23 protein-coding genes and 2 tRNA genes are annotated in these 24,952 nt (G+C 41.1%); 11 read left to right on the top strand and 14 right to left on the bottom strand.

Going from position 1 to position 24,952, the window contains the following annotated elements; translation table 11 throughout:
* Positions 1 to 49: 49 nt before the first annotated feature.
* Positions 50 to 1,120: a hypothetical protein gene (locus BMW98_RS03445; protein ID WP_090256983.1), complete on the bottom strand. Its 1,071-nt coding sequence runs from the start codon at positions 1,118 to 1,120 to the stop codon at positions 50 to 52.
* Between the two features lie 72 nt (positions 1,121 to 1,192).
* On the opposite strand from BMW98_RS03445, the gene BMW98_RS03440 reads away from it, so the two are divergent.
* The 3 genes from BMW98_RS03440 to BMW98_RS03430 are packed head-to-tail and all read left to right on the top strand — an operon-like array spanning position 1,193 to position 4,297.
* Positions 1,193 to 2,104, top strand: coding sequence for a M20/M25/M40 family metallo-hydrolase (locus BMW98_RS03440; protein WP_222843599.1), 912 nt, complete (start codon positions 1,193 to 1,195; stop codon positions 2,102 to 2,104).
* A gap of 4 nt (positions 2,105 to 2,108) precedes the next feature.
* Complete coding sequence (locus BMW98_RS03435; RefSeq protein WP_139177388.1) at positions 2,109 to 3,587, top strand: DUF5687 family protein; 1,479 nt, start codon at positions 2,109 to 2,111, stop codon at positions 3,585 to 3,587.
* A gap of 11 nt (positions 3,588 to 3,598) precedes the next feature.
* Positions 3,599 to 4,297, top strand: a complete 699-nt coding sequence (locus tag BMW98_RS03430; protein WP_090256981.1) for an ABC transporter ATP-binding protein — start codon at positions 3,599 to 3,601, stop codon at positions 4,295 to 4,297.
* A gap of 179 nt (positions 4,298 to 4,476) precedes the next feature.
* Here BMW98_RS03430 and BMW98_RS03425 read toward each other — a convergent pair whose 3' ends face one another.
* The 11 genes from BMW98_RS03425 to BMW98_RS03375 form a co-directional block, all read right to left on the bottom strand.
* Positions 4,477 to 4,833: a helix-turn-helix domain-containing protein gene (locus BMW98_RS03425; protein WP_090256980.1), complete on the bottom strand. Its 357-nt coding sequence runs from the start codon at positions 4,831 to 4,833 to the stop codon at positions 4,477 to 4,479.
* A gap of 2 nt (positions 4,834 to 4,835) precedes the next feature.
* Positions 4,836 to 5,129: a type II toxin-antitoxin system HigB family toxin gene (locus BMW98_RS03420; protein ID WP_090256979.1), complete on the bottom strand. Its 294-nt coding sequence runs from the start codon at positions 5,127 to 5,129 to the stop codon at positions 4,836 to 4,838.
* 134 nt (positions 5,130 to 5,263) lie between these two features.
* Positions 5,264 to 6,178: a class 1 isoprenoid biosynthesis enzyme gene (locus BMW98_RS03415; protein WP_139177386.1), complete on the bottom strand. Its 915-nt coding sequence runs from the start codon at positions 6,176 to 6,178 to the stop codon at positions 5,264 to 5,266.
* A gap of 205 nt (positions 6,179 to 6,383) precedes the next feature.
* Positions 6,384 to 6,893, bottom strand: coding sequence for an SRPBCC family protein (locus tag BMW98_RS03410; RefSeq protein WP_090256977.1), 510 nt, complete (start codon positions 6,891 to 6,893; stop codon positions 6,384 to 6,386).
* 39 nt (positions 6,894 to 6,932) lie between these two features.
* Positions 6,933 to 8,663, bottom strand: coding sequence for a DUF885 family protein (locus tag BMW98_RS03405; protein WP_222843598.1), 1,731 nt, complete (start codon positions 8,661 to 8,663; stop codon positions 6,933 to 6,935).
* Between the two features lie 160 nt (positions 8,664 to 8,823).
* On the bottom strand, positions 8,824 to 9,444 hold the full coding sequence (locus BMW98_RS03400; protein WP_090256976.1) for a porin family protein: 621 nt from the start codon (positions 9,442 to 9,444) through the stop codon (positions 8,824 to 8,826).
* 86 nt (positions 9,445 to 9,530) lie between these two features.
* The gene (locus BMW98_RS03395; RefSeq protein ID WP_090256975.1) at positions 9,531 to 10,451 is read right to left on the bottom strand and encodes a Cbp1 family collagen-binding glycoprotein adhesin; all 921 of its coding nucleotides are present in this window, start codon (positions 10,449 to 10,451) and stop codon (positions 9,531 to 9,533) included.
* 48 nt (positions 10,452 to 10,499) lie between these two features.
* Positions 10,500 to 11,006, bottom strand: a complete 507-nt coding sequence (locus tag BMW98_RS03390) for a hypothetical protein (protein WP_090256974.1) — start codon at positions 11,004 to 11,006, stop codon at positions 10,500 to 10,502.
* Positions 11,007 to 11,158: 152 nt separating this feature from the next.
* Positions 11,159 to 12,517 carry a sigma-54-dependent transcriptional regulator gene (locus BMW98_RS03385; RefSeq protein ID WP_090256973.1) on the bottom strand — a complete coding sequence of 453 codons (1,359 nt, stop codon included), beginning with the start codon at positions 12,515 to 12,517 and terminating at the stop codon, positions 11,159 to 11,161.
* 41 nt (positions 12,518 to 12,558) lie between these two features.
* On the bottom strand, positions 12,559 to 15,027 hold the full coding sequence (locus BMW98_RS03380) for an ATP-binding protein (RefSeq protein ID WP_090256972.1): 2,469 nt from the start codon (positions 15,025 to 15,027) through the stop codon (positions 12,559 to 12,561).
* Positions 15,028 to 15,147: 120 nt separating this feature from the next.
* Entirely contained in the window at positions 15,148 to 16,071 is a 924-nt protein-coding gene (locus BMW98_RS03375; protein ID WP_162844666.1) for a DUF4382 domain-containing protein, read from the bottom strand.
* 393 nt (positions 16,072 to 16,464) lie between these two features.
* Here BMW98_RS03375 and mutS point away from each other — a divergent pair, with 393 nt between their 5' ends.
* The 6 genes from mutS (at position 16,465) to BMW98_RS03345 (ending at position 21,762) form a co-directional block, all read left to right on the top strand.
* Entirely contained in the window at positions 16,465 to 19,065 is a 2,601-nt protein-coding gene (gene mutS / locus BMW98_RS03370) for a DNA mismatch repair protein MutS (RefSeq protein ID WP_090256970.1), read from the top strand.
* Between the two features lie 88 nt (positions 19,066 to 19,153).
* Positions 19,154 to 19,226: transfer RNA gene (locus tag BMW98_RS03365), tRNA-Gly, on the top strand.
* A 129-nt stretch (positions 19,227 to 19,355) separates the two neighbouring features.
* Positions 19,356 to 19,439: transfer RNA gene (locus BMW98_RS03360), tRNA-Leu, on the top strand.
* A gap of 210 nt (positions 19,440 to 19,649) precedes the next feature.
* Positions 19,650 to 19,916 carry a helix-turn-helix domain-containing protein gene (locus BMW98_RS03355; RefSeq protein WP_139177384.1) on the top strand — a complete coding sequence of 89 codons (267 nt, stop codon included), beginning with the start codon at positions 19,650 to 19,652 and terminating at the stop codon, positions 19,914 to 19,916.
* Positions 19,916 to 20,218 (top strand): hypothetical protein, encoded by a 303-nt coding sequence (locus BMW98_RS03350; RefSeq protein ID WP_170836502.1) that lies wholly within the window; start codon positions 19,916 to 19,918, stop codon positions 20,216 to 20,218. Before BMW98_RS03355 ends, BMW98_RS03350 begins: the two co-directional genes overlap by 1 nt.
* Before the next feature lie 17 nt (positions 20,219 to 20,235).
* On the top strand, positions 20,236 to 21,762 hold the full coding sequence (locus BMW98_RS03345; RefSeq protein WP_090256967.1) for a type IV secretory system conjugative DNA transfer family protein: 1,527 nt from the start codon (positions 20,236 to 20,238) through the stop codon (positions 21,760 to 21,762).
* 14 nt (positions 21,763 to 21,776) lie between these two features.
* On the opposite strand, the gene BMW98_RS03340 is transcribed toward BMW98_RS03345, so the two are convergent.
* Both BMW98_RS03340 and BMW98_RS03335 read right to left on the bottom strand, forming a co-directional pair.
* Entirely contained in the window at positions 21,777 to 22,190 is a 414-nt protein-coding gene (locus BMW98_RS03340) for a hypothetical protein (protein WP_090256966.1), read from the bottom strand.
* 52 nt (positions 22,191 to 22,242) lie between these two features.
* Positions 22,243 to 23,616 carry a hypothetical protein gene (locus BMW98_RS03335; protein ID WP_090256965.1) on the bottom strand — a complete coding sequence of 458 codons (1,374 nt, stop codon included), beginning with the start codon at positions 23,614 to 23,616 and terminating at the stop codon, positions 22,243 to 22,245.
* Positions 23,617 to 23,829: 213 nt separating this feature from the next.
* On the opposite strand from BMW98_RS03335, the gene BMW98_RS03330 reads away from it, so the two are divergent.
* A complete protein-coding gene (locus BMW98_RS03330; RefSeq protein ID WP_139177382.1) occupies positions 23,830 to 24,270 on the top strand; it encodes a hypothetical protein in 441 nt (146 codons plus the stop codon).
* Complete coding sequence (locus BMW98_RS03325) at positions 24,263 to 24,931, top strand: hypothetical protein (RefSeq protein ID WP_121505224.1); 669 nt, start codon at positions 24,263 to 24,265, stop codon at positions 24,929 to 24,931. Before BMW98_RS03330 ends, BMW98_RS03325 begins: the two co-directional genes overlap by 8 nt.
* Positions 24,932 to 24,952 lie beyond the last annotated feature (21 nt).

The following is a 24,952-nucleotide window of genomic DNA, read 5'->3' as shown; positions in this document are numbered from 1 at the left end:
TGGTTTTGTGCCGTTAGCTGCAGAATTAAGCAAGGCAGGTTATTGGTAATTAGTCGTTGGCCTCGGCCATGCGTGCCTTAATTTGAGCCAAAAAGCTGAAAAGAGCTGTTTGCCAATCGGCATTGGCGTCCCATTCTTTACCAATGTAGCGTGTGTTGGTCCTCAAGTCGCTCAGGTAAAACTTGGTTTGGTAGCCTTCAAAGGCATAATCGGCATTTTTTGACGGAAAAAAGTTTACCATTTGCTCAGCTGTAGTGGTCACATAGCTCAATACCAAGTCATAACCGGCCCTTCTCAGTTCGTTGGTTTCAAGCGGAGCGTCCAAATAGGTAATGGTATTGGTGGAATCAACCCCAACACTTTGCAGCATTTGGTCCCTGTCGGTGAGTTTGTTTAAGTAGTTACTTTCGTTAAAAAGCATGGCCTGCGAAAATCGCTGTGCACCAGCCAGATTATACAAGCCAACATTCAGCTTATTTAAAGCCACTTTGGCCTTGGCAATGTTGCTAGGAATGCTGCGTGCCGTAAGTCCGTCCGAATCTAACTGTGGACCAAAGAATTCGGGGCTGTCATTAACGAGTAGGTTTTCTCTACGCAGTGCTCCTGTTTTAAAATAGGTGTCTAGTTCGCTTAAAATGGGAGCTAACTCGGCACCTGTTCTTGCCCAAAAAGTAGCACTTTGAGAGAAAAGAGATGGTTTTTCGTTATGTGGTCCAAAGGCCAGAAATACAGGGCCTTCTGCGCTTACTTTGTAAAATAGAATGATGTTTTTAATGCCTCTATTGGCTAAATAATTGGGCAATGGCTGTACCTGGTTAGGTAGCATAAGCAGGCTTTTTTGGTGTACGTAAGCCACGGCATCAATGCCCTGCTCTGCGAAAAATTGCTGAAGCTCATCTACCGATTCGCGCCACTCACTGCTGTTATCATCCTCAGGTACAGAAAGAAGCACCAAAGATTTAGTACTTAAAATATCTTGAGGAGGATAAAGCGCTGCATTAAGCCGCAGCTTTTCTAAAATCTGCTCGGTACTGAGTGTTTGTGAATTGGCGCTATGCCCAAACACGAGTGCTAATAGCAGAATGCAAAAATTTAAGCCATTGGTACGCAAAACTTGCACGGGTATTTCGCTAAGTTTAAAGACGGTTAATCCCTAAATATGTAAGAAAATATGCTTCTAAACGCTATAACGATGCAAAAGAATTCAAATTTCATTCGCTACGCTTTCTTGTTAATGTTCTTGGTAAGCTTGGCCAATGCCCAAACAGATAGGCTCGATAATGAGTACATGCTTGAAGACCTGAGAAAGCTATCGCACGATGCTGCCGAAGGTCGAAAAACCGGAACTGAAGGTGCCGAAGCTGCGCGTTTGTTTATTGTAAAACAAATGAAATCGCTAGGCGCGAAAAGCTATGTTAAGGGCTATAGACACGACTTTACTTATGAGAACAGAGCCGGTGAAAGTAAAGACGGAATCAACATAGTTGGATACATAAAGGGTAGCGAAAAAAGCAGCGGTGTCTTTGTAATCACAGCTCATTACGATCACCTGGGAATTATTGATGGTAAGGTGTTCAACGGGGCCGATGACAATGCATCGGGTGTAGCGGCCTTGTTGGCTTTGATGGAGTATTTTGAAAACAACAAACCACGCCACACCCTTGTGTTTGCCGCACTAGATGCCGAAGAATCTGGCTTGCGTGGTGCCCGTGCTTTTGTAGAAGATGAGCGCGTTCCGCTAGAAGCAATTAAGCTGAACGTGAACATGGATATGATAAGCATAAATGACAAAAACGAGCTTTATGTGGCTGGCACTAGCCATTACCCTGAGTTAAAACCAATCATTGAAAAAATTGATGCTACACCGCTTAAACTTAGGTTTGGGCACGATACGGAAGACTTAGGACATGACGACTGGACGAATTCTTCGGACCACGGGGCTTTTCACCAAAAGGGAATTCCGTTTTTGTATTTCGGGGTTGAAGACCACGCCCATTACCATAAAGAAACAGACGAGTTTGCCAATGTGAATCAGGCTTTCTATGTAAAGGCTGCACATGCCATACTCGACTGCATTATTGCACTCGACACATCACTTAACTAAAACCATGATTTCAAGCTTAATCAGCCATTCCTGGAAAGAGAAAATGCGGTCGCCCATTTGGGCAAAGAACATGCTGGCCAATTTGTTTTTGGCTTTTGCAGCCATTATGATTTGTAGTTATATGCTCATTTTGGGTATATCGCTAAAGCCGCTGCTCTACAAGTTTTTTCCCGATGAGGATCCAATTCAACTAGTAAATGGAGCGCTTATCTATTACTTCTTTTTTGAATTCACCATCAGGTTTTTTCTACAGAATGTTCCTGTATTAAGTATTCAGCCTTATCTGCATCTGCCAATAAAAAAGGGAAGCATCATTCACTTTATGCTGCGCAAAAGCCAGCTCAGTGTTTTTAACCTAATGGCCATTTTTACCTTTACCCCATTTGCTATAATGGGTGTTGGTAGTGAATATGGCGCACTTGCCGGTTTTGTGTGGTGGCTCACCATTGTTGGTGTAGCCATGACAATTCATTTTGCCACCATCTTCTTTAAAAAGAAGCTGAACGATATGCCGAATTTATTGGTAGGCTTATGGGCAGTTTTTCTAGGACTTGGTGCACTCGATTATTTTGAAATAGTTTCGCTTTCTAGCGTGTCCGACATGTTGTTTGGAGCGGTAATAGGCCAGCCAGCTTTTGCTGCTGTGCCCATAGTGCTGTGGCTTGTTTTTTATAGGCTGAACCACGGTTACCTGTTTAACAACACCTATCCTGAAGAGCTGGCCACCAAAAAGGAGCAGGCCAAAATTTCGGGCGACTTTGCCTTTCTTAAAAGGTTTGGCCGTATTGGGGAGTTGATCGCGCTTGATTTAAAGCTTATTCTGCGCCACAAAAGGCCAAGAAACACCCTTGTTATGGGGGGCTTTCTACTTTTCTACGGGCTTATTTTCTACACACAAGACACCTACATGGAAAAGTTTGATCACATGTTTCTGTTTGTGGGCATTTTCATAACCGGTATTTTCTTGATTCAACATGGGCAGTTTTTGCTCAGCTGGGAAAGCAGCTATTTCGATTTTGTGTTGGTAAGAAAAACCACTTTTAAGGAGTTCTTCGAGGCCAAGTATTACATGTTTGTCGCTTTTGCCACCATTGCTTTTGTTGTGTCATTGGGGTACGCCTACTTTGGATGGCGAATTGTGCTTTTCAACCTAGCGGCTTACTTCTTTAATATTGGGGTGAATGCTTTTATAATAATGCGCCTGAGCATGATGAGCCCAAAGAAGATTGATCTGAATAAAAGGGCGGCTTTTAACTACGAAGGTGTTGGTGCTGCACAGTTTATAATTGCCATTCCGGTACTGCTTTTACCTTACTTGTTTTATGTGCCGCTGGCCATAGCAGGCTATGCCAATATGGGCTTGGTGCTTACGGCAGTAGTTGGCCTAATCGGCTTTTTGCTTCGCGATAAACTGCTGGACTGGCTAACGAAAGAATTCACTAAAAAACGACATGAGATTGCGGCTGGTTTCCGCGCACAATAAATGCTATAACTATGATTGAAGTAAAAGAACTTAGCAAAAAATATAAGGGGGTAGAAGTTGTGAACATCCCTCAATTGAGTATTCCTAAGGGCGAAAGCTTTGGGCTTGTGGGCAACAATGGCGCAGGAAAAACCACCTTTTTCCGCATGATACTAGACTTGGTGCGCCCAACGTCTGGATCGGTAGATTCTAAAGCCGTGAACGTAGCAAAGTCTGAAGACTGGAAGAACTATACAGGTTCGTTTTTGGACGAGTCTTTTCTGATAGACTACCTAACTCCAGATGAGTACTTTGAGTTTTTGGCCTCGCTGCATGGCTATAGCACAGGCGATTTGAAAGAGTTTTTGAATCGCTTTGAAGAACTGTTTAACGATGAGATTACGGGTAAGAAAAAGTACATCCGCGACCTGTCTAAGGGTAACCAAAAGAAAGTGGGTATTGCTGCTGCACTTATGGGCAATCCAGAAGTGATTTTGCTGGATGAGCCATTTGCCAACCTGGACCCAACTACGCAAATCAGGCTAAAAAACATTCTTAAGGAGTGGAAAGAAACGCATCAGTTAACCATGCTTATTTCGAGCCATGACCTTAACCACGTTACCGAGGTTTGCGAACGAATTGTGTTGCTCGAAAAAGGTCAGATAAAGCAGGATATCCATACCAGCGAATCTACATTGAAGGACCTGGAAGAGTACTTTGCGGCTTATTAAGCAGGTTACAAACCTGCTTTCCTATCATCCCCGATTTAATCGAGGATGAGCAAGAAGCTTGCGAAGTTTGTTTCTGTATTAAATAAAAACCTTCCAAAAGTTTATCCTAGGAGATGGAGTAGCTTTTGGAGGGGTTCCAGAAACACAAAAACCAGCGAAAAGTGTGAGGCGAAAGAGTCTTAATACTCCTGTACCAAAACTTCGGTAGGTATGTGGAGGGAGGCATTTAGTTTTCGAATCATATCTAAAGTGAGTTTTCGTTTTTTGTTCAAAACCTCACTTACTCTACTTTTAAAGCCTACGACTTCGGCCAGGTCTTTTTGCTTCATACCCATTTGTTCCATGCGAAACTTAATGGCTTCTATTGGGTCGGGCATTCCGATTGGGAAATGCTCGTTCTCGTAACGGTCTATTAGAATGGACAGAATTTCTAGCTCATCCCCCTCTTCAGTTCCCATTTTTGCATCAAAAATATCTTCAAGTCGCTCAAGCGCTTGTTGATAATCTCTTTCATTTCTTATTGGGGCAATTTTCATTTTCAAATTGTGTTTGCGTCAATCTTGTCATATGCTGCATGCGTACCGATAAACCTTATCCAGCAGATCTGGTACTCAAAGTTAAGTTTTACAATAAGTCTATAGTTGTTGCCTTTAATATTGTAAACCACTCGATTGTCTTTGAGAATACTCGCACTGGGGTAATCTTTCTTTAGCTCATTAATGCTCTTCCAGTTAGACTTTTCGGTTTCTCGATACCATGCAGTCAACTGTTGCTCACAGTCTGCATGCTTTTCCCAAAAGTCTCTTAAAGTACGTTTAGCAATTACCCTCAAGTCGTATTCAATTGACGTAAAAGTAATTAAAAAGTTACCAAATTGGTAATTAAAGATAGTGATGTGAAATCCTAGATAGATAAGTCTTGGTGAGGACGCTAAGAATGGAGAGCGTTATTCCTTAACATTGCTTTTTAGGCCTTGGCATTCCACCGGAGATAATAGGCCACCCAGCGCATAATGTTTTTTGGTGCTCCCATGTTACAGATTAGCTGTTTTCGGGAATAACGGGAAAGCTCAAATACGCCTTTGTGCTCTAATTTCTCGAGCTGGTCAAGGCATACAAGTCCTCTAGTGGTAACCGCTGCTAGCATTCGGGCGAACTTCCTTTTATTCGATTTTGGAAAGTTAGCTTGATTGATCAGAAGAAATGTTTCGCTTATTATCGATTCGTATTGTGTTCTAAGGGCGGGTATAGATTTTGAAATAGTGGCCAAGGTGCGGATACCATCTTCACGATCCTTATAGATATCGAAGAGGTCGTTTTCTAGCTGGCCAATAAACCCGATATTAAGTAGTAGCTTTTGTTCTGTTTCATCAATTTCACCCTCAAGTGCTGTTCTATAAAAAAGTATAGATGCGCCTCCTTTTTGACGGGTAATGTCAACAATCTCCTGGGCTGATGTGGCAATGTCCGTTTGCTTTTTACTCTGTACTTGGGCATCGAATACCGAGTTGGCAGCTTGCTTAATTCTTGTTACAAAAGGGCTTTGGTCCAGGGCTTTAAGGTAGAGTTTAATCAGCAGTTTATCGCGGGTGTTTCTGGCCAGTTCAAGGCTAGGGTTGTTGATTAGCTCCTTTAGGTGCTCTTTTGAAGTGCCTGGTTTGTCAAAAGAATCGTCAAATAAACCAGTTGTTCCACCTAAATAAGTAAGCGCAGTTCTTTCGGCATGTGAGATTTTGAAACCCCTTAATAAACAGTACAGCTCACCAATAACTGGCACAGCCAATCCATAATAAAACGTGATTTTTTCAAAGTCCTCTTCGGTTAAGTCATGTTCATTTGTTCTTTTGAAATCCTCTAAATCCGAAAGGATAGTATGCTGCATAAACTGTTTTTGTTGCTTATAATTTTTAAGCACAAAAAAGAATATCGAGGGGATTTCAATAAGGTTTTTAAGGTAGTTTATCACCCAAATATGGTTTGGCGCAAGGGCCTCCTATCAGTCAAAATTGTGAATTGAAAATTCGCAATTACAGCTTTTAACTAAAAACAAAACCCTCCAAAAATTAAAGAACCATTATTAAACTCATCTAACGGGCGCTATTTGACTCTTCACTAACAGAAGCGTCAACCACCACTTGCTTCCATTTGTCTGATTCAGCGAACTCTTTAATAATTGAATTTCTTGTTTTAAGTAGGTTCGCCATATAGGTTTTTAGAAATAGACTGTCGACCATCTTTCCCAATAAACCAAAGGGCGATTTGTATTCGAATATGTCAGTCATTAAAGTCTGACCTTCGTCATCTTTGAAAATGTGCTGATGTTTAAAACTGACAAATATTCCCTTCACCATTTCGTCTACAAAGCTGTTCGGCTTGTCTAAAGAGGTTATTTTAGAAGTTAGTGTTTGATAAACACCAAAATGCCTAGCTTTCCAGGTAACAGATTCACCCATTTCAATTAAACCAGACGTTTTGCCAGCAATTGCTTCTTCATTGGTGTGAGCTGTTGAAATCTTGTGTAGGTCAATACTTCTTGAAAGGTCAAAGACTATTTCTTTTCTAGCCTTAATAATAGTTCGTAAGTGAATTATTGGCATCAAGAAATAGTCTTTGTGTTAACAGTATTAACTAGGTACTTACTTATCATAAAACCTCCAAGAGGTTTCAAAATTCTTCTTTAGGTTTTTGTCGGTAATAAGGGCACGTACCATTTCTACTGGCATGCTATTTTCGCGTAGCACGGCATCGTGGTATTCTTTAATGGTCATTTTTCCACCATCAACAAGCTCCTTTTTCATGGCATAAAATTGCATGCCGCCAATCATATAAGCTAGCTGGTATAGTGGGCCGTAGTTAGCGGTAAAAGACCTTCTAACTTCTCCCTCTGCATTGGCGCGCTCATGGCCTACACGATCCACCAAAAAGTTGATGCACTCTTGAGGTGTCCACTCGCCTAGGTGGTAGTTAAGCGAGAAGATGATTCTGGCACAACGGTGCATTCTCCAAAACAGCATGCCAATTCTATCTTCAGGCGAGCGCGGAAAATCCATGTCCCACAATAAAAGCTCCCAATACAGCGCCCAGCCTTCCGTCCAGAAAGGAGTGCGGTAGTAGCGGTAATCTTTGTAGCGTCTGTTCATAAAGCCTTGTAAATGGTGGCCGGCAATGAGTTCGTGGTGTACCGTGGCGCGAGAAAAATGCGGGTTGTTGCCGCGCATGCTCATCATTTTATCATTGTGCTCCATTTCGTCTGTTGGGTAAGAGATTTGCAGTGTTTCGCCACCCAAAAAGAATGGGCTAATAAGCTGCCTTTCTGGCGAGATCATGCTCATTCTCCAGCTTTCTTCAGCAATTGGCGGAATGGTTAGTAAATCGTGCTTTTTCAAAAACTCAACCGACTGGTTATACAGATCGAGCATGGCTTCTGGCTGGTGACCAGGAGGCACAAAGCTCATTTTTACTTTTTCTTGGGCGCTTTTCCAGTCATCACCAAAACCCATTTCGCGCGAGGCTTTAAGCAGCTCAGCATCGCACCAAGCAAACTCCTTGTTGGCAATTTCCACAAGCTCTTCAGGCGTGTAAGGAATCATCTCCAGCTTTAGCTGGCGAATTAACTCTTCTCTGCCAATTGGGTTGCCGATAATGCCGCTGCCATCGTCTGGCGGTAGGGTAGATTTATCAACCTGGGCAGCAAAGGTTTTGCTGTACTCGTCAAGCGCAGCGTTAAGCGATTGGTAAGGTTTTTCTACCCACCAAGTAAATTGAGGGTCGTAACCTTCATAAAACTCAAATACGCTTTTTAATGCTGTTTTGTAGCCTCTGATTACACCACTAGCCCGCCTTGTTAGGTTTCTTGGAAAAGTCGGGTTCTCTGCTTTTAGTTTGGCTGTAGTGCTTTCAATTTGCTTTGCAATGTCGTCAAGCTGCTTTGCAATTTTATCGCCATCCATGTGGAGGCCTCTTCTGCGCTTTTGCTCGATTTCATAAATTGGAGTGCCGAAATCTACCCAAGCTTTAATGGTGTTATATTCTTCTTTTTCCTCGTTTAGTTGAAAAAGGTTATCGTCTAAATATCGCTTGGTGAGCGTATAATCTACTTGGCCTCCGGTTGACAGTCTGTTGAAGGAGAATTTCTCCAGTTTGTCGGTTTGATTTTGGAAAAAGGTAACGAAGCGTTCTCTGCGTTCGGGTGAATTTTCTATAAAGTAGAATCTGCGCAGGCTACCATAGTCGGCCCTCATTTGAACTATAAACTCGTAAAGCTCGGTTACGGGCGCATCTTTTTCTGCCTGAAAAGCCTTGACAGGCATACAAATGGCCAATGCCAAGAGTAGCAAGCTCAGTGGTTTAGCGGTATGTTTCATCATATAATTAAGGTTGAAGAGTAATTTAGTGATGAACCGCTTAAGCACAAACTGCTTAATTAGCTAGTTGCCTGTGCTTTGGATAAATGGTAAAGAAAAAGCCATTCCCAAAACTAATTGAGAATGGCGGGTGCCCATAAAGGGATTTATATATAGGGGTTAATTACTCGTTGAATTTTAAACCCAAACTAATGGTGAAGGTTTGGTTTTTTGCATCAGAGGCTGCTTCTCCGGCAAATGAGCCTTCTTCGCCAATGTTGCGCATACCATAGTTATATCTTGCACCAATTTCGCCACCAGCAAAGCCAAAGGCCAAACCAAAGGCGGCACCGTAGTCTAGGGTATTAAAATCGTCTCTATCTAGCTGTTCTACTTCATTAATAGTTCCATCACTGTCCACATCTTTTACATTTGCGCCAATTAAATAGCCAAAGTAGGGACCTGCATGGAAGTCTACCGGGCCGGCTTTAACCGAAAACATTACCGGTAACTTAATGTAGTTCAGGTTGAACTTGTACTTACCGCTACCTTGAATAAAGTTGTTGTAAGTTACTTCTGCACCTTTAGATGAATAAAGCAACTCGTAGCGCAAACCAATTGGTTCGGCAAATGAGGTACGGCCGAATATTCCGGCTGTAAAGCCGAGTTTAGAGTTTTCATCGTCCACATCTTCTACATAAAGGTTAGAAAGGGTACCACCAATTTTAAGGCCGCCAACTTGAGCTTGTGCCGAAACGGCTAGTAAAAGCATTGGCAATACGGCTAATATTATTCTCTTTTTCATTACTGTCTGTTTTGTTGATTAAAAAATGGTTCGGCTGAATAGGCTGCCCCAATCGACTGGAGGATTGAGGCTAGCCTACTTGTCTATTACTTAGTGCTTACCACCAAGTAGTTCGACATTTCCCAGAATTTTTTAGGGTCTTTAACTTTTAGGATCACGATGTCTTCTTCAATTTCATCTGCCACCATTTCGTAAGAACCTTCTGGGTGGTCCGTTACTAGTTTTACACGGTTTCTTTTTCCTTCAATTTTAAGTTCATCGAACTCGCGAATGTCGGTTTCTACAAAGCTTTCTTCTTGTGCAGAAGCTTGCAAGTCAATTGTTCTACCAATCCATAGAAAACCGCCTTCCTTGTCAACAAGGCCTTTTTCTTTCAACTCTTTATAAGGGCCTACTGCGTAGTGTACTTTGTTAAAGTCGTTTTTAACTTCAGTCAATACATCAATTTCATCGGCTTGCTCGGTAATCAATCTTTTCTGATCTACATTCTCAATTTTAATTGAGTCGTATCGCGTAGCAAACACTTGCAATTGGTTGTCTTTCTGTCTTATCTGCGCTTTTAAGTCGGTAATTGTACCTTCTTGCTCACGCAAAACGGTCGAAAGCTTATCGAGTCTGTCTTCGAATGCTTGAACGTTTACTTGGCTCTTTCTCAATTGAGTTTTAAGCTTCTGAATCGATTGGTTCGATTCGGCAACCAAGCTGTCAATCATTGCTAGCTCATTTACCAGTTTAGAGTTACCAGCTTTGCCACTTTCGTTCGAAGCGTTTACCGCTAGGTTCTCTCTTCGGGCAATTTCGGCCACCTGAGATTCTGCTTGGTTTAGCAGGCCAATTAGCGAGTTATACGTAGAGTCTTTCTGCGCCAACTCTTGCTGCATCATGTCTATGGTGTTCGACTGCTTGTCGATTTGTTCTTGCTTGTTATCACACCCTACAACCAACCCGGCAGTCAGTGCCACCGCGATGATTTGTGCGGATAATCTTTTGGTTTTAATAGTTTTCATTTTTGTTGGGTTATGGGTTTCGTGTTTTTAATTCTGATTAATGTTCTTTTAGAAGAATAGCTTAACTCCTAAACCTGGATCCATACCGAAGTAGGCATTTCCTGATGTGGCAACCTCTATAAAGGGTTTTACATCTAAGCTGATGGCCAAAGGAGTATCGGGCACATACAGCTCCAGACCGAGAATGAAGTCGGCACCTACGCCAAATTCATCATCTACATCGTCAAACCGTTCTCTGTCAACCCCTAGGTTTGAATCGGACTGGAAGATTACGTGACCACCAAATCCGTAGTAAAGGTTTACAATGTTGGTATCGAAGGGAGATGAATATTTTTCTGTTAAAAGGGTAGCGCTAAAGGAATTATGACCAAAGCCAAGAATAGCTTCAAGCGCGTTTCCTCTTCCGTTAAAATGCTTGTAGGTAAGCCCGGTAGTACCAATGGCTCTTAACCCTAATGCATTTGAATAACCTGTGGTTGATTGTGCGTTGGCTGTTTGTGCTGAAAAGAAAAAGCCAACAAGTAGTGCGATTAATAGTGCTTTAGTTTTAGTCATTTCTTATTCTGTTTCTTTTTCGCATATACTTATGCCAAAACAGAACCAGAATGAGAAAACCCAGTTAAAACATTGTAAAACAGTGGTTTAACTGGGTTTTGGTAAAATAAATCTCTACAATTGAGAGCGAAATTTTCAGATTGAAAGGAATTTTAGCCTTCCGAATCCATTTCTTTTAGCATGCGGTAAATGGTAGACTGGCCAATGTCTAACTTTTGTGCTACTAGCTTAATGTCGTCATCGTAAGTTTTTAAATAGTGCTTTACAATGCGTTGGTTATACTCTTTTAGTGTAAGCTCTTCGCCCGAAAACTCGGCTACTACATCTTTGGTACCAAATGCTATGTCATCAGCGGCAATGGTTTCGCTGTCCGACATAACTACCGAAAGTTCTACTACCGATTTTAGCTCACGAATATTCCCTGGGAATGCATAACCCATTAGCTTTTTATTAGCCGTTTTGTCGAGCTTTTTGTTTGGCAGGTTATTCTCTTCGCAAAAGGCCTTAATAAAGTGATTGGCCAAAAGTAGAATGTCTTTACCTCGCTCTCTAAGCGGTGGCAAGTTTATGGTTAGACCAAACAGCCTAAAGTAAAGGTCTTCTCTAAAGTTGCCTTCTTTTACCTCGCTTAAAAGATCGCGGTGAGTGGCAGCAATTATACGGCAGTTTATTTTTATGGTGTCTTTTCCACCTACACGCACAATCTCTTTCTCTTGCAGTGCACGTAGTATTTTTGCCTGAAGAGTTTTGTCCATTTCACCCATTTCGTCCAAAAACAGGGTGCCGCCTTCGGCCTGTTCAAACTTACCAATGTGCCTGCTGGCCGCTCCGGTAAATGCGCCTTTTTCGTGCCCAAACAATTCGCTTTCGGCCAGTTCTTTTGGTATGGCACTCATGTTTACGGCTACAAATGGCTTATCGCTTCTGTCGGAATTATAGTGAACGGCCTTGGCAACCACCTCTTTACCAGTACCGGTTTCGCCATTTATAATTACGGAAATATTGGTAATGGTAGCCTTTTGAATAAGGTTGAATACCTTTTTTAAGGGTTCGCTATTACCAATAATAGTTTTTTGAAAATCGTACTTTTCGGTTACCTCGGTTTGTAGCACTTCTATGCGCTCTTCTAAAGAAGATTTTTCGCGAATGTGCTTTATAATGTTGTGGAGGCGTTCCTTTATGTCTTTGGTTTTGGCAATGTAATCGTAAGCGCCAAGTTTTAGCAGGTTTACAGCTGTTTCAATTTCGCTTTGCTCGCTAATTACAATCACCTTGGTGTTGGGCGAAACGGTTACAATTTTTTTGAGCAGCTCCTCTCCATTAGTATCGGGTAGGCGGTAGTCTAGCGTAAGTACCTGCGGAGGATCTGCCTTAACCGCGGCCAATAAAGATTCGCCATCTTCAAAGGCTTTTACGGCAAAATCGGGGTTTAACTCTAATGTGTAGACTAACAGTTTGCGGTACCATTCGTCATCTTCAACAACGTAAATGGAGAAAGCGTTTTCGCTCATAGTTTCTGGTTGATTACAGGAATAAATTTAGCGCCTTTTTGTTAGGCGTCTAAATCTTTTTTTATCAGTGTATAGATACTCTCTACACGGTCAATCTGATTACTAATTTGCTCGAATGAGGCAGTGTTGGCCATATTCTGCAATTTTTCAATGGCAGTTACCAGTGTTTTGGCACTTAAGTGCCTGGCTGGTGGAAGCATTTTGTGGGCTTCGTCACTAATGCCATTTCTAATTTGCAGTTTTACGGCTTTGCGCAAATTCTTTAAACTAGTATTGGCGCTTTGCTTAAAGGTGTGAATCATTTCGTCCACAAAGTCCTTGTCGCCAATAGATTTTAATGTGCTTAAATCAAAAAGTACTTCGCCTGCAGCTAAACCTAGTTGGCTAGCATTTGGCTCTTTCGGTTTGGAGCTGGTATCTGGTTTTTTCTGCGTTACGTCCTTAATGGTGGCTAGGAGTTCTTGCTCATCAAACGGTTTGCGCATTATGCTATTAAAGCCAGAGTTTTTGCTCTGTAGTTTTTCTTGGTCGGAAATGGTTGCGGTAAGCGCAATAAACGGAGCCGATTGGTTTGGCCCTTTTTCATTTCTAATTTTTTCAACGATTTCGAAACCGCTAAGACCTGGCATTTTTACATCGAGTATAGCTAAATCGAAATGCTGGTTGGCAAGCTGTTCGTAGGCTTGAGAGCCATCGTGGGCCAGCACAAGCGAAACATCATGCGATGAGAAAACCGCTTCTAGCAACTTTAAGTTGAATGGCTCATCGTCTGCAATTAAAATGTGCAGGTTCGAGAGTTCAATTTTAGGTGCTTTTGGTTCTTTCTCAGGCTTTTGGTTTTTTCTGCCTAGTTTGTAAGGAATAAGCAAGGTCATTTCCGTACCCTTGTTTTCTTCACTATCTATAAGAATGCTGCCTTTGTGTAGGCGCACCAACATATTAGTAATGGCCAAGCCAAGGCCGGTGCCTTGTTGTTGGTCGGCCGTATGGGCTTGTTCAAATTCCTCGAAAATGCGTTTTTGTTTGGCCTTTGGAATACCGTTGCCGGTATCTTTTACGGCAATGCGCATGGTCATTTGGTTGTTGTCTTTGCGCTCTACTTTGGCATGCAAGGTAACCGAACCATGGTCTGTGTATTTAATAGCGTTGCTAATCAGGTTGGTCATCATTTGGCGTAAACGGTGTGGGTCGCCCGTAACATAGCGTGGTACGGTTTCAAACTCCGTTTTTAGTGCAATGCCCTTAGCTTCGGCCTTGTCTTCAAAAATGCGCATCGATTCGAAAAGCACGCTTTTTATATCGAAGATCTCTTCTTCCAACTTCACCTTATTGGCTTGTAGTTTAGAGAGGTCTAGAATGTCGTTAAGCAAATGGATCAGGTGGTCAGAAGAGTTTTTCACTACTTCCAGCTGGTCGCGCTGCTTGGCTGTCATGTCGGTTTTTAGCAACTGGTTGGTAAAACCGGCAATGGCATTCATTGGTGTGCGAATTTCGTGGCTCATGTTGGCCAAGAATTTCTCTTTGGTAGATGCCAATTCTTCGGCATGTACTTTGGCATTGCTTAGTGCTCGTTGATACTTTCTGTTTCGGGCAATGTAGTTGAGCTGGCTGATGATTGTGATAAGCAACAGGGCGCTAGATAGTGCAGAGAAAACCACAATCTCTTGGTTGGTGCTTTTGGCCAAGGCTTCTACACTTCTTACATTCTCGTTGCTGTTTTCAATTTCAATTGTTTCCAACTGTTCAATAAGCGCTACAATTTGCTCTTGATAAACTGCTGCTTCTTGTTCTAGCTGATGTATTTCGAATCGGAGCTCACTGTTCTTTTTAAGGCTTTGTGTTTTGGCAGCCTCCAGTTCGGCAAGAATTTCTCTCTGTAGTAATTCCGATTGGGTTGGGCCTTGGTCTACCGAATCGGGCACCAGGGCTTCTTCATTCACTTTGTTCTTTCTGCCAAAAAGCCTTTTAAAGAAGCCGTTTTTCTTTTCTTCCGCGCTAAGCGTATCGGCATCGGGAGTGATCTGCGCATTTGGCTGGCTTGGGTTATTGGAAAGGTTCTGAATTTTTTGCGTTAGCTCTTCCAAAGTGCTACCGAGTAAATCGGAGTTAACGTTGGCCATTTTGGTCTGTATTTTGGCCCACTCTTTAATGTTATACGAAAGGCTGTCGTATAGTTCGAGCGACTCTTGCGAAGGTGTCTGGTTTTTAAGAGAGTCTATTAAATAGTGTGTTTCCTCAAGGGCATCATTGAATGTCCTGAGGTATACAGGTGTTAGGTCATTTCTGTAAATGTCTATGGTTCGCTCCATTTCATTAATAAAGAAGGTTACCTCCTTTAGAATTAATAAGTTATAGTTCGGCTCTGCACTCTTTTCGAGGGTATGCACCATTGTATTCAGCCTTTGGTAGCCTTGGTAACCCGTAAAAAGAATTATGAATGTGATGACGAGAAGGGCTATGTTTATAATCCAAGCAAGAACTCTTCTCTTTAAAAATGGCAGTTTGGTCATATTAAGCAGTAAAAAATCTGGAGTAACCAGTTTAATATACTACTATCAACTCGCAAGTGAGAGCATTGTTATTTGAAAAGCCCTGCTTTTATTTAGCAGGGCTTTTTTTATGATTGTTTATTAGAATAAGTCAATAATAAGGTTCGTAGTGCTTCTGGCTTCTACCGAGAAGATGTCTAATAAAGAACCGTTGATTTCTACTTCTACTTTAGTAGCAGAGGTGAAAGTGAACCCATCTTCGTCCATTGGGTCTTCCTCGTAGCTGGCTACAATAATCTCGTAGTCACCTTCTGGCATAAAGGCCAAAGTAAAGTTTCCGCTAGCGTCTACAGTTGCACTGTTTACTGATCCTTCAAATCTGGCAGAACCTTCAGCTGGTTCGCCCATTTCGCTATCAGAGTAAGAACCTTCAGCATAAGCATACACTACAGTTTTAGAATCAGCACTCATTTGAGATACATCTACTGAACCCATAATGGTACCAGACTCAGACTTGCCAATTAAACGGGCAGTTGGTCTCAATTTATATTCACCGTTTCCGGTCATAACAAGTGCTTTTCTCAAGTCAACATCAAGTACTACTTCAGAAACACCGTTAGCAAGTACTTCAAATTCACCGTTAATTTTGTAACCTGACTGAGAACCGCTTGGCACATCAATTTCTTGTGTTGTACCATCAGTAAACTCAATAAATGCTTCGGCACCGCTAGTAAGCATCAATCTTACTTGGTCGTAAGCACCGGCATCCAAATCAACTTCACCCATAAAATAGGTTTCACCATTTTGGTAAGCCATTATATCGAATACTTCTGGCTCATCGAACATAATTGAATTCTCTACTTCGCCATTGGCAATTACTTGAACCTCGTCTACAGACAAGAATACTCCGGAAACATTCTCTGCATCAACTGCGGCATCTGTTGCCTCAATTCTGGCAGATCCTTGCCCCGACATTTCATTGTTGTTGTTATCATCGTCACAGCTCATGGTAATAAGCCCCGTACCGATAAATAGCGTTGCGATTAATGTTTTAAAATTTTTCATGGTAATTCCGTTTTTAGATTTGCCATTACTTTTACCAATCGAATGCCAAAACATAACTTACTGTTAATCAGTGTTTAAAAGATCGATCGAGCCAAGTTTTCTTTTCATTGTGAAAATTTATTTTTCATTATGAAAGAACTAACCTATTTCCGAATCGCTTTTTCTCCTTGATAGGATTATCATTTAAATTGCATAGGAAGAAAGCCATTACTTCACGCCACAGGCAGGCACAAATGATGGCAGCAGGTAAGATGCATCTCTCGAGGCCTCAGTAAGTAGCCTTATCTCTTTATAAAGTTTTGTGCGCTTTTAGCCTTTAAATAATATGGCAAGCCAACTACCTTTTTCTATTTTTGAAGAATTCATAAAACCGACCAATCAGTAGCGAACACTATGGCTAAGGCAACCAAGGAAACCCCGTTAATGAAGCAGTACAATGCCATTAAGGCCAAGCATCCAGGTGCTTTATTGTTGTTTCGGGTGGGCGATTTTTACGAAACCTTTGGTGAAGATGCCATTAAGGCGAGTAAAGTGCTGGAAATTGTGCTCACCAAACGCGCCAATGGTGCCGCTAGCCATATAGAACTTGCTGGTTTTCCACATCATTCTTTGGACTCTTACCTGCCCCGTTTGGTGCGCGCAGGGAATCGCGTGGCCATTTGCGACCAGTTAGAAGACCCTAAATCTGTAAAAGGAATTGTAAAACGCGGGGTAACCGAATTGGTAACTCCAGGGCTTTCTTTTAACGACAATGTGCTCGAACAAAAGCGAAACAACTATTTGGCTTCACTGCACTTTGGTAAAAATGAGATTGGCGCTGGTTTTTTGGACCTTTCTACCGGTGAGTTTTTATGCGCCCAAGGCAATGCCGCTTATATCGATAAGCTCATTCAGGGCTTGAATCCTTCAGAAATTATTTACTCTAAAGGGCAGAGAGAAGCTTTCGGCAATCAGTTTAAAGACAGCTATAATACTTACCACATAGATGAGTGGGTTTACGCCTACGACTATACTTACGAGCGATTAACTGCTCATTTTGGCACTTCAAACCTCAAGGGTTTTGGTATTGAAGAAATGGAGCATGCCATTATTTCGGCTGGCGCTATTCTTTATTACTTAGAAGATACCGAACACAAAGAGCTTGGCCATATTTCTTCGATTAGCCGAATTGAGGAAGATAAATATGTATGGCTCGATAAATTTACCATTCGCAATTTGGAACTTGTTTATCCGCAGCACGAAGGTGGCGTTCCGCTTATCGATATTCTTGACCAAACCCTTACACCAATGGGCTCGCGAACGCTTAAACGCTGGATGGTGCTTCCGCTGAAGGAAAGGGCAAGAATTGAAGAGCGCCTTTCCATAGTAGATGCTTTTGTGGAAAATTCGGAACTGAGTGATGAGATAACCGAGCACCTTCGTGGCATCAACGATTTGGAGCGCCTAATTTCTAAAGTGGCAGTGGGCAGAATAAACCCGCGCGAAATGCTTCAGCTTAAAAAGGCGCTGGAAAATATTGGCCCTATTAAAGGGTATTTGGAGAATTCTGGCAATAAAGCGCTTGAAAGACTAGGCGACCAGCTAAACAACTGCGCCAAACTTTTGGAGCGAATAAAAGCTGAGTTGAAGGAAGATGCGCCAATGTTGATGCATCAGGGTGGAATAATTGCAGATGGTATAAATGAAGAGTTGGATGAACTAAGAAAAATTGCCTTTAGTGGTAAAGATTACTTGGTTCAAATTCAACAGCGCGAGGTTGAGGCAACCGGCATTACTTCCCTCAAAATCGCTTATAACAAGGTTTTTGGTTACTATTTAGAGGTAAGCAATACGCACAAAGACAAGGTGCCTCAGGAGTGGATTCGAAAGCAGACTTTGGTAAATGCAGAGCGCTACATTACGGAGGAGCTAAAGACTTACGAGGAGAAAATCGTAAATGCAGAGGATCAATACAAGGTAATAGAGCAACAGCTTTTTAGCGAATTGGTGGCCTATGCCAATGATTTTGTGGGGCCAATTCAGCAAAATGCACGTGTAATTGGTACACTCGATTGCTTGATTTCTTTTGCCACCGTAGCGCAAATAAACAAGTATTGCCGACCCGAGATCAATGACAAGATGATCCTTGATATTGAAGAAGGTCGACACCCAGTAATTGAAAAGCAACTGCCTGTGGGCGAAACCTACGTGCCGAATGATGTTTTTCTGGATGATCAAACGCATCAGATTCTGATTATTACCGGTCCGAACATGGCGGGTAAGTCGGCACTATTGCGCCAAACCGCGCTGATAGTAATTATGGCGCAAATGGGTTGCTACGTACCGGCCTCAAAGGCTTTGTTGGGCATTACCGATAAAGTATTTACCCGTGTGGGTGCTTCGGATAACCTTTCAAAGGGCGAATCAACATTTATGGTGGAGATGACCGAAACGGCTAGTATTCTCAATAACCTTTCCGAGCGTAGCTTGGTACTGATGGACGAAATTGGCCGTGGAACCAGTACTTACGATGGTATTTCCATCGCCTGGTCTATTGTAGAATATTTGCAGAACCATGATAAATTCCGCCCAAAGACACTTTTTGCTACGCACTATCACGAGTTGAACCAGCTGGAAGAGGACTTCCCGGGTATTAAAAACTTTAATGTGTCGGTAAAGGAAGTGGGCAACAAGGTGATTTTTATGCGCAAGCTTATGAAGGGCGGCAGCGAGCACAGCTTTGGTATTCATGTGGCGCAAATGGCGGGAATGCCCAACCCAGTAGTTATTCGGGCTGCGGAAATCATGCATCATTTAGAAAAAGACAAGATCCGCAACCAAACGGAAGACAAGCTTAAAGAGGTGCCGAAAAATAATTTTCAGCTTAACTTATTCGAGGCCGATCCAACATTTAATGAAATCAAAGAGCTTTTAGAGGGGCTCGACATCAATACAATATCGCCTGTAGAGGCACTTTTGAAGCTAAATGAGCTAAAAGGGAAATTAAAAGAATAATTTTTTTCGATTAGCCGTTGCATATTCAAACCCCTTCATTAAATTTGCACTCCCATTCGCAATAAGAGCGGATTGAAAGTTGAAATAAGCGAGAGTAGCTCAGCTGGTAGAGCACGACCTTGCCAAGGTCGGGGTCGCGGGTTCGAATCCCGTCTCTCGCTCTTAACTAAGGAAGCGTGAACGCGATTTTCCCTTACACAAGGGCCAATCCTTTCTCGCTTTTTTAGTTTAAAGACAATCCAACTACGCTGTAGTTGCCGTCAAAAAAAGCCTAGCTTTTTTAGAGACGAGCCGGAGTGGTGGAATTGGTAGACACGCAAGACTTAAAATCTTGTGAGCATCTGCTCGTGCGGGTTCAAGTCCCGCCTCTGGTACATTTAAAGCCCCTTTTTAGGGGCTTTTTTTATTGCTCAAAAACTGGGTACAACATAGGTACAACAAAATTAGATTCCCCCCTTCCGTAAGAGATGAATACTCATACCTTATGACCGACCGGATTAATTATAATTTCCTAATGTCAAAATTCGTTTTTGATTATCAAAAACATTAGAATTGGAATTCAACACAGTACCAAGAGAAAAGATATGGAGGTAATAGTTATAGAAAGCAAAGCCTTTCAAGAACTACTGAATCAATTGGTTGAAAGACTCCAGCCTACAGAAAAGGAGTTGAACAAATGGATTGATGGCAAAGAAGCCATGGAAATCCTGCATATTGGTGCGAAAAGCACACTTCAGAAAATGCGGGATAACGGAGAAATCGAGTTCTCCAAAATCAATGAGAAAAATATACTCTACAATAGATTCTCAATTGAGGAATTCATAGAGAGTAAAAAATCCAAAACCTTTTGATGATGGGAAATCAGGAAAACAAAACCGATAAAGAGCAGCTTGAATTATCTGCCTTATATAAAAGAGCATATAATGATGCTGAATTAGTGATTAATCAGTTCCCAGACATCATTAATCAACTTGAAAGGCCTAAGGGGGAGCAAAGCGACTATACTAAAGGGTTTGAAGATAGAATAAATGAACACAGAAAAGTACAGGAACTCATGAAGGATAATCCATACCAGCGTATGAACCAGAGATATGGTATATCAAAGGAAAACCCGGAAAAGCCTAAAGATATTGGAAAAGATGATCGGAATTAATACCTAACCGTACTTCAATGGGTCTCTTTGGAAAACGTGATCAACAGTCTAATCTCGAAAAAATTCTTAACCATGAACTATACAGGGTTCCAACTACTGATACTTCTATTTCATGGGCTGACAGTCTTGAAGGAACATTAATTACCGGAGCCACCGGTAGCGGTAAGACTTCGGCTATTGGAAAGTATGTGGGGTTAGCCATGCTTAATAAGGGCTTTGGGATGGTTATTTTCTGTGCGAAGAAGGAGGAAAGAGAGCGATGGGAGGCTTACATAGAACATTGCGGTCGTGCGGATGATAAGATCGTATTTAATAAGTCAAGTGGTTTAAAGTTCAATTTTCTTAAATATGAGTTAGAACGGGAGGGTGATGGCTCAGGAGATGTATTGAATGCCCTAAATATTTTAATGAACCTCAATGAACAAAGCCGAATATACCAAAGCGGTAATTCGGGTAATAAAGATGAACGCTTCTGGGATGAGTCATTAAGGAGATTGATTTCCCGAACAATTGCCCTACTCCGTCTTGCGGGTGAAGAAGTTAGTATATACAACATGCGTAAAATAGTTGTGAACTGCTTTCGAGAAGAAGAGGCCAAGCGTTATTTTTATCTTACGAAAGTCGCCTTTAGTAACGAACAAATAGATAAGAGAGTCATAGACCAAGCCTTTCAAGATTTAACAGAGTGGAAGTCATCCAACTATTTTATTGAGGTTATTGATACAATTATTAGTAGCTCGCACTACGGCTCTGAAGAAACAGACATCATCTTGGATTATTGGCTTAAAGAATTTGCTAATATATCAGAGAAAACAGCCTCAATCATAATTGAGAGTTTCATGGGGTGTGTAGAAGCGTTTATCGGAAACGGGATTTTAAAGGAACAATTCTCTCAAGGGTTGAGTGAGGAATTGTCACCTGAATCCATAATTAAAGAGAAGAGTATCTTAATTATTGATTTCCCAGTAAAAGAATTCGGTTTGAGCGCTATTTATGCTGCCACTATATATAAAACAGCGTTCCAAAATGCTTGCGAAAGACGGGATTTGAAAAGTGAGATAGACCCTAAACCTATTGGGTTATTCATTGATGAATATCAAAGTTTTTGCAATCCGGTTTCCGATAGTCTATTTCAGGCAACGGCACGAAGTTCATGGGTTGCATGTGTTTATATTACTCAGAACCTCAATAACCTTTTCTTTGTAATGGGAGATAGTCAGCCTCAAGCTAGGGCATATAGCCTTTTAGGTAATTTGAACCTTAAATACTTTGCAAACAATGCTGATATCACTACCAATGAGTGGGCTTCAAATCTAATTGGAAAACATTGGATTGATGTTTACTCGTCCAGCTACAGTAAAGACAGTGATTTAACCAAGTCCAAATCAATGCAGTTTCACTATAAGGTTACTCCTGATCATTTTACTACTCTAAAAACAGGCAGAAAAGAAAACGGAAATAAAGTGGAGGCTCTTGTCTTTAAGTCCGGAAAGCTTTGGGGTGATAAGGATTCCAATTTTGCAGTAGTGGAGTTCAAGCAATAGTTTCAAGTTTAACTCTATAACATCTCGGGCTTCCTCAAAAATGGTAATTCATAGGCCTCACTTCTTAAATAAGAGAACGCGCTCATTAGATCATTGCTTGATATATCAGTTCCATCAACTGTGCCATTATTACCTTCAATTAGATCAATAAACGACCTAACCTTCTCCATAGGAGAAAGCTGAGGCTTAGGCTTTAAAGTTGCTTTTAAATTAAATAAGTCTCCCAAAAGCCTTTTTTCAGCTATTGTCGCCTCACTCAAAGAGTCTTCTATTTTCCAGCTCAGTCCTAGCAACAGTGGATCATTACCATAGAGCTCTAAGAGGTCTGTGCAAGCCTTGTATTCTTGAAGTAAGACTTTAAGGCCCGTTTCGGGAAACAAGCGTGAAAAAGCATGAAAAAAAATTCGTTCTTCTCTTGAAATATGCATTTCGTTCTCTCCTAAAGGTTTCTAGAGTACTTACATGAGAGAAGTTGTTATGTCAAGAAAAATCACCAATGAAACTAATAATCCATTGTTTGATGGAAGGAAAGTCTTCCACAATACTGTTCTTAAAATCCTGTACCCGCACATGTCTTGACTCAACCATTTTAAGCTCTTCTATCTTTTTTGAAACTGTTCCAGCTTTGTGAAGAATAAGAACATACTTACATTTTGCCAAAGCAAACCCAAGTTCTACTAAGGAAAAGGAAGACTTTTGGGTCTCCTCAATGATGATTACGAAAAACCTAGTGCCCTGAAGCTTTTCGAAACTTTCAAGATTTATGAGACGAAACTCATTTTCCTGATCTTGTAAATGACGCCTATTTCTTTCATTCAAATCAACAATTAAGTTGGGGAATCCAGTTTTAAGCTCTGTCTGCAAGTCTTGAAGAATGTCGATTTCTCTGGAACTATGTTGCGCAGTTAATATAGGGCATGCTAGGAAAAGGCGCGGGTTTTCAAAGTCGAAGAACCTCCTTTCAATATGCTGAAATGGCCCAGAATCTTTTGTTTTGGCTTTAATACCATTTAATGTGCCGTTTGAATTCGGAACCATTAGATAGTTTTTGTCGCGTTGGGACAAAAACTCTTGAATGGAGTGATCAACGATGGAATCGAAGCCACTCGTAACATCCCTGCCCAGTAAAACTGATTTTAAATCATCCTTATTTTGTGAATCAATTCTTCTTAAAACAATTCTTCCGGAGTAAATCTTCTCAGAATCGAAAGTTGTATAAGCTCCAATAACAACTCTATACTTAGTGTTTGGAAAATGAATTTTAAAGTAAAGCTTCCTGTTTCTCTTTTTATTCCATAGGTCAAAAGCGTAAACTCCACTTTTACCTATTTCATCATACCTTCCTTGGTAATCTTCACTTTGCGGATCTTCGAGATTGATTAAAACAGCCTCTTTTGGGCTATTTGAAACTTTTAACAAAGTCCTTGCAATTTTAGGACGTTTATCTGCACCACCAGGTGGTGTTACATGTAGGAAATTAAAATGCCAGTAATGGTATTTGATTGATTGACTCTCCGACTTCACCAACTCCTCAGATGCAAATTCGCTTTCTTCAAACTCGAGGATTGTCTTTTCTAAAAAACGTGAGAGCTTAGTTGCCTTTTGAGAGTACTTCTCAATTTCAACTTCTGAATAGTTTTCAACTCTCGACTCATTTCTTACCTCATAGACCACTTTAAGCCAAGAGAGTGTTCCTGAAATAACTGAATAACTATATCCGTCATCACTGTGACTGTTGTCTTTGAGCCACCGTGCCCACTCGGGTTTGCCTCCTATTAATGTTTTGATCTTATCCCAATTCCTATTTAAAGATCTGTATGACTCCTCTAATTCTTCCCTTAATTGTGTGTACATATTACCAGCCAAAATAGACTTTTATTTCCTAATAATTCCTGAAAACTCCGAATAATTCCTGCTCGAGAACCATGTTCCTAATTCCCGGAAATTATCGGTTTCAGGAATTATTGCGCTTCCTGCTCATACCTGAGTTGAGGCCTGATTATCAGGGGGATAAGCAATAGGTTTGTTAGAATCAATCTTGAAATTAATATGAAACTTATTCCAACTATGAAAAAGTGGCTACTTCTCATACTGCAAGGTGGTAACGTAGAAGAGTCCAAAAAGAAAGAAAGGTACCAAAGACTGTCAAAGTCTAAAGTGACTGCCGAATGGCGGAAAAAATCTTTTGACAGTGCCTCTAAAAACATTGAAGACACAGAAGTTATCTCTCAAGCTCAGACTGCTATGTCTGAAATGAAGGTTTCTACCTCTTCAATCTATGATCAGGAAATTATAGAAAGCAATAACTCCTTAAAAGCAGATAAACAGGAGTTGGAAAAAATCAGTGCTGATCCTGATGCTTATCTCAAAAGGCTCATAAATACACTACCGGAAGCTGACCATCAAAGTGTCACAAAGCTTATGGTAGAGTTAACTAAGGTTCAGGATGAACTTCAAAATACTACAGTAAAATTATTAGAGCTACAAAATGAAAATAGCCATGATTAATGAATTAGAAACCACCGGAAATAACAGTTTGTACAGAAAGTCATACTTGTTTGTTGTAATAGTGTATGTCATTTTATGCACTGTTTTGAATCGTCCTACATTCGAGGAGTTTTCAGGAGGGGTTTACTTCTTCGGTTTAGTCCTTTCATTGTGCATGAGCATTGTTGAAATGAAACTTGCACAGTTCATTGGGAAGTCTTTAGCACTCAAGAGATGGAAAAGGGCCATAATTTCATTCATGGTCGGCTTGGGTATGGTGCTATATCTTGTAAGTAAACAAGTCGACTTTGGTTTCGGCCTGATCATTCTTCTCGTCTTTATGGTAGGTATTCTTTTCTCTTATGGATATGCCATAGATGAAGAGAAATACAGAATTCCCAGACTCAAAGCCTTTCTAAACAATAAAATTAATGCGCTCAAAGGGAGTAAAATCCAGCTGAAAAATGACCTTAAAAGAGCGCAAGATCAATTGCTGATTAAAGCCCAAGTATCCATGGATAATAAGCTTGAATCGCTCAACAAAAGCATTGCCTACACCTCAAACAGAATTGAAAAGTTGGCCAAGGAGAAAGAGGCCGAGTTAAAGTCTATTGAACACCTCGAAAGAGAGATCATAGCTGAAATTAAAAGAGGTTACAGTGATTACCGTGACGTAGCCTGATTATTCAACCCTTAAAACTCT

The sequence above is a fragment of the Roseivirga pacifica genome (assembly GCF_900111145.1).
Taxonomy (GTDB): domain Bacteria; phylum Bacteroidota; class Bacteroidia; order Cytophagales; family Cyclobacteriaceae; genus Roseivirga; species Roseivirga pacifica.
Note: the sequence above shows the minus strand (reverse complement) of the source record. Positions and strands in the feature narration are given on the sequence as shown.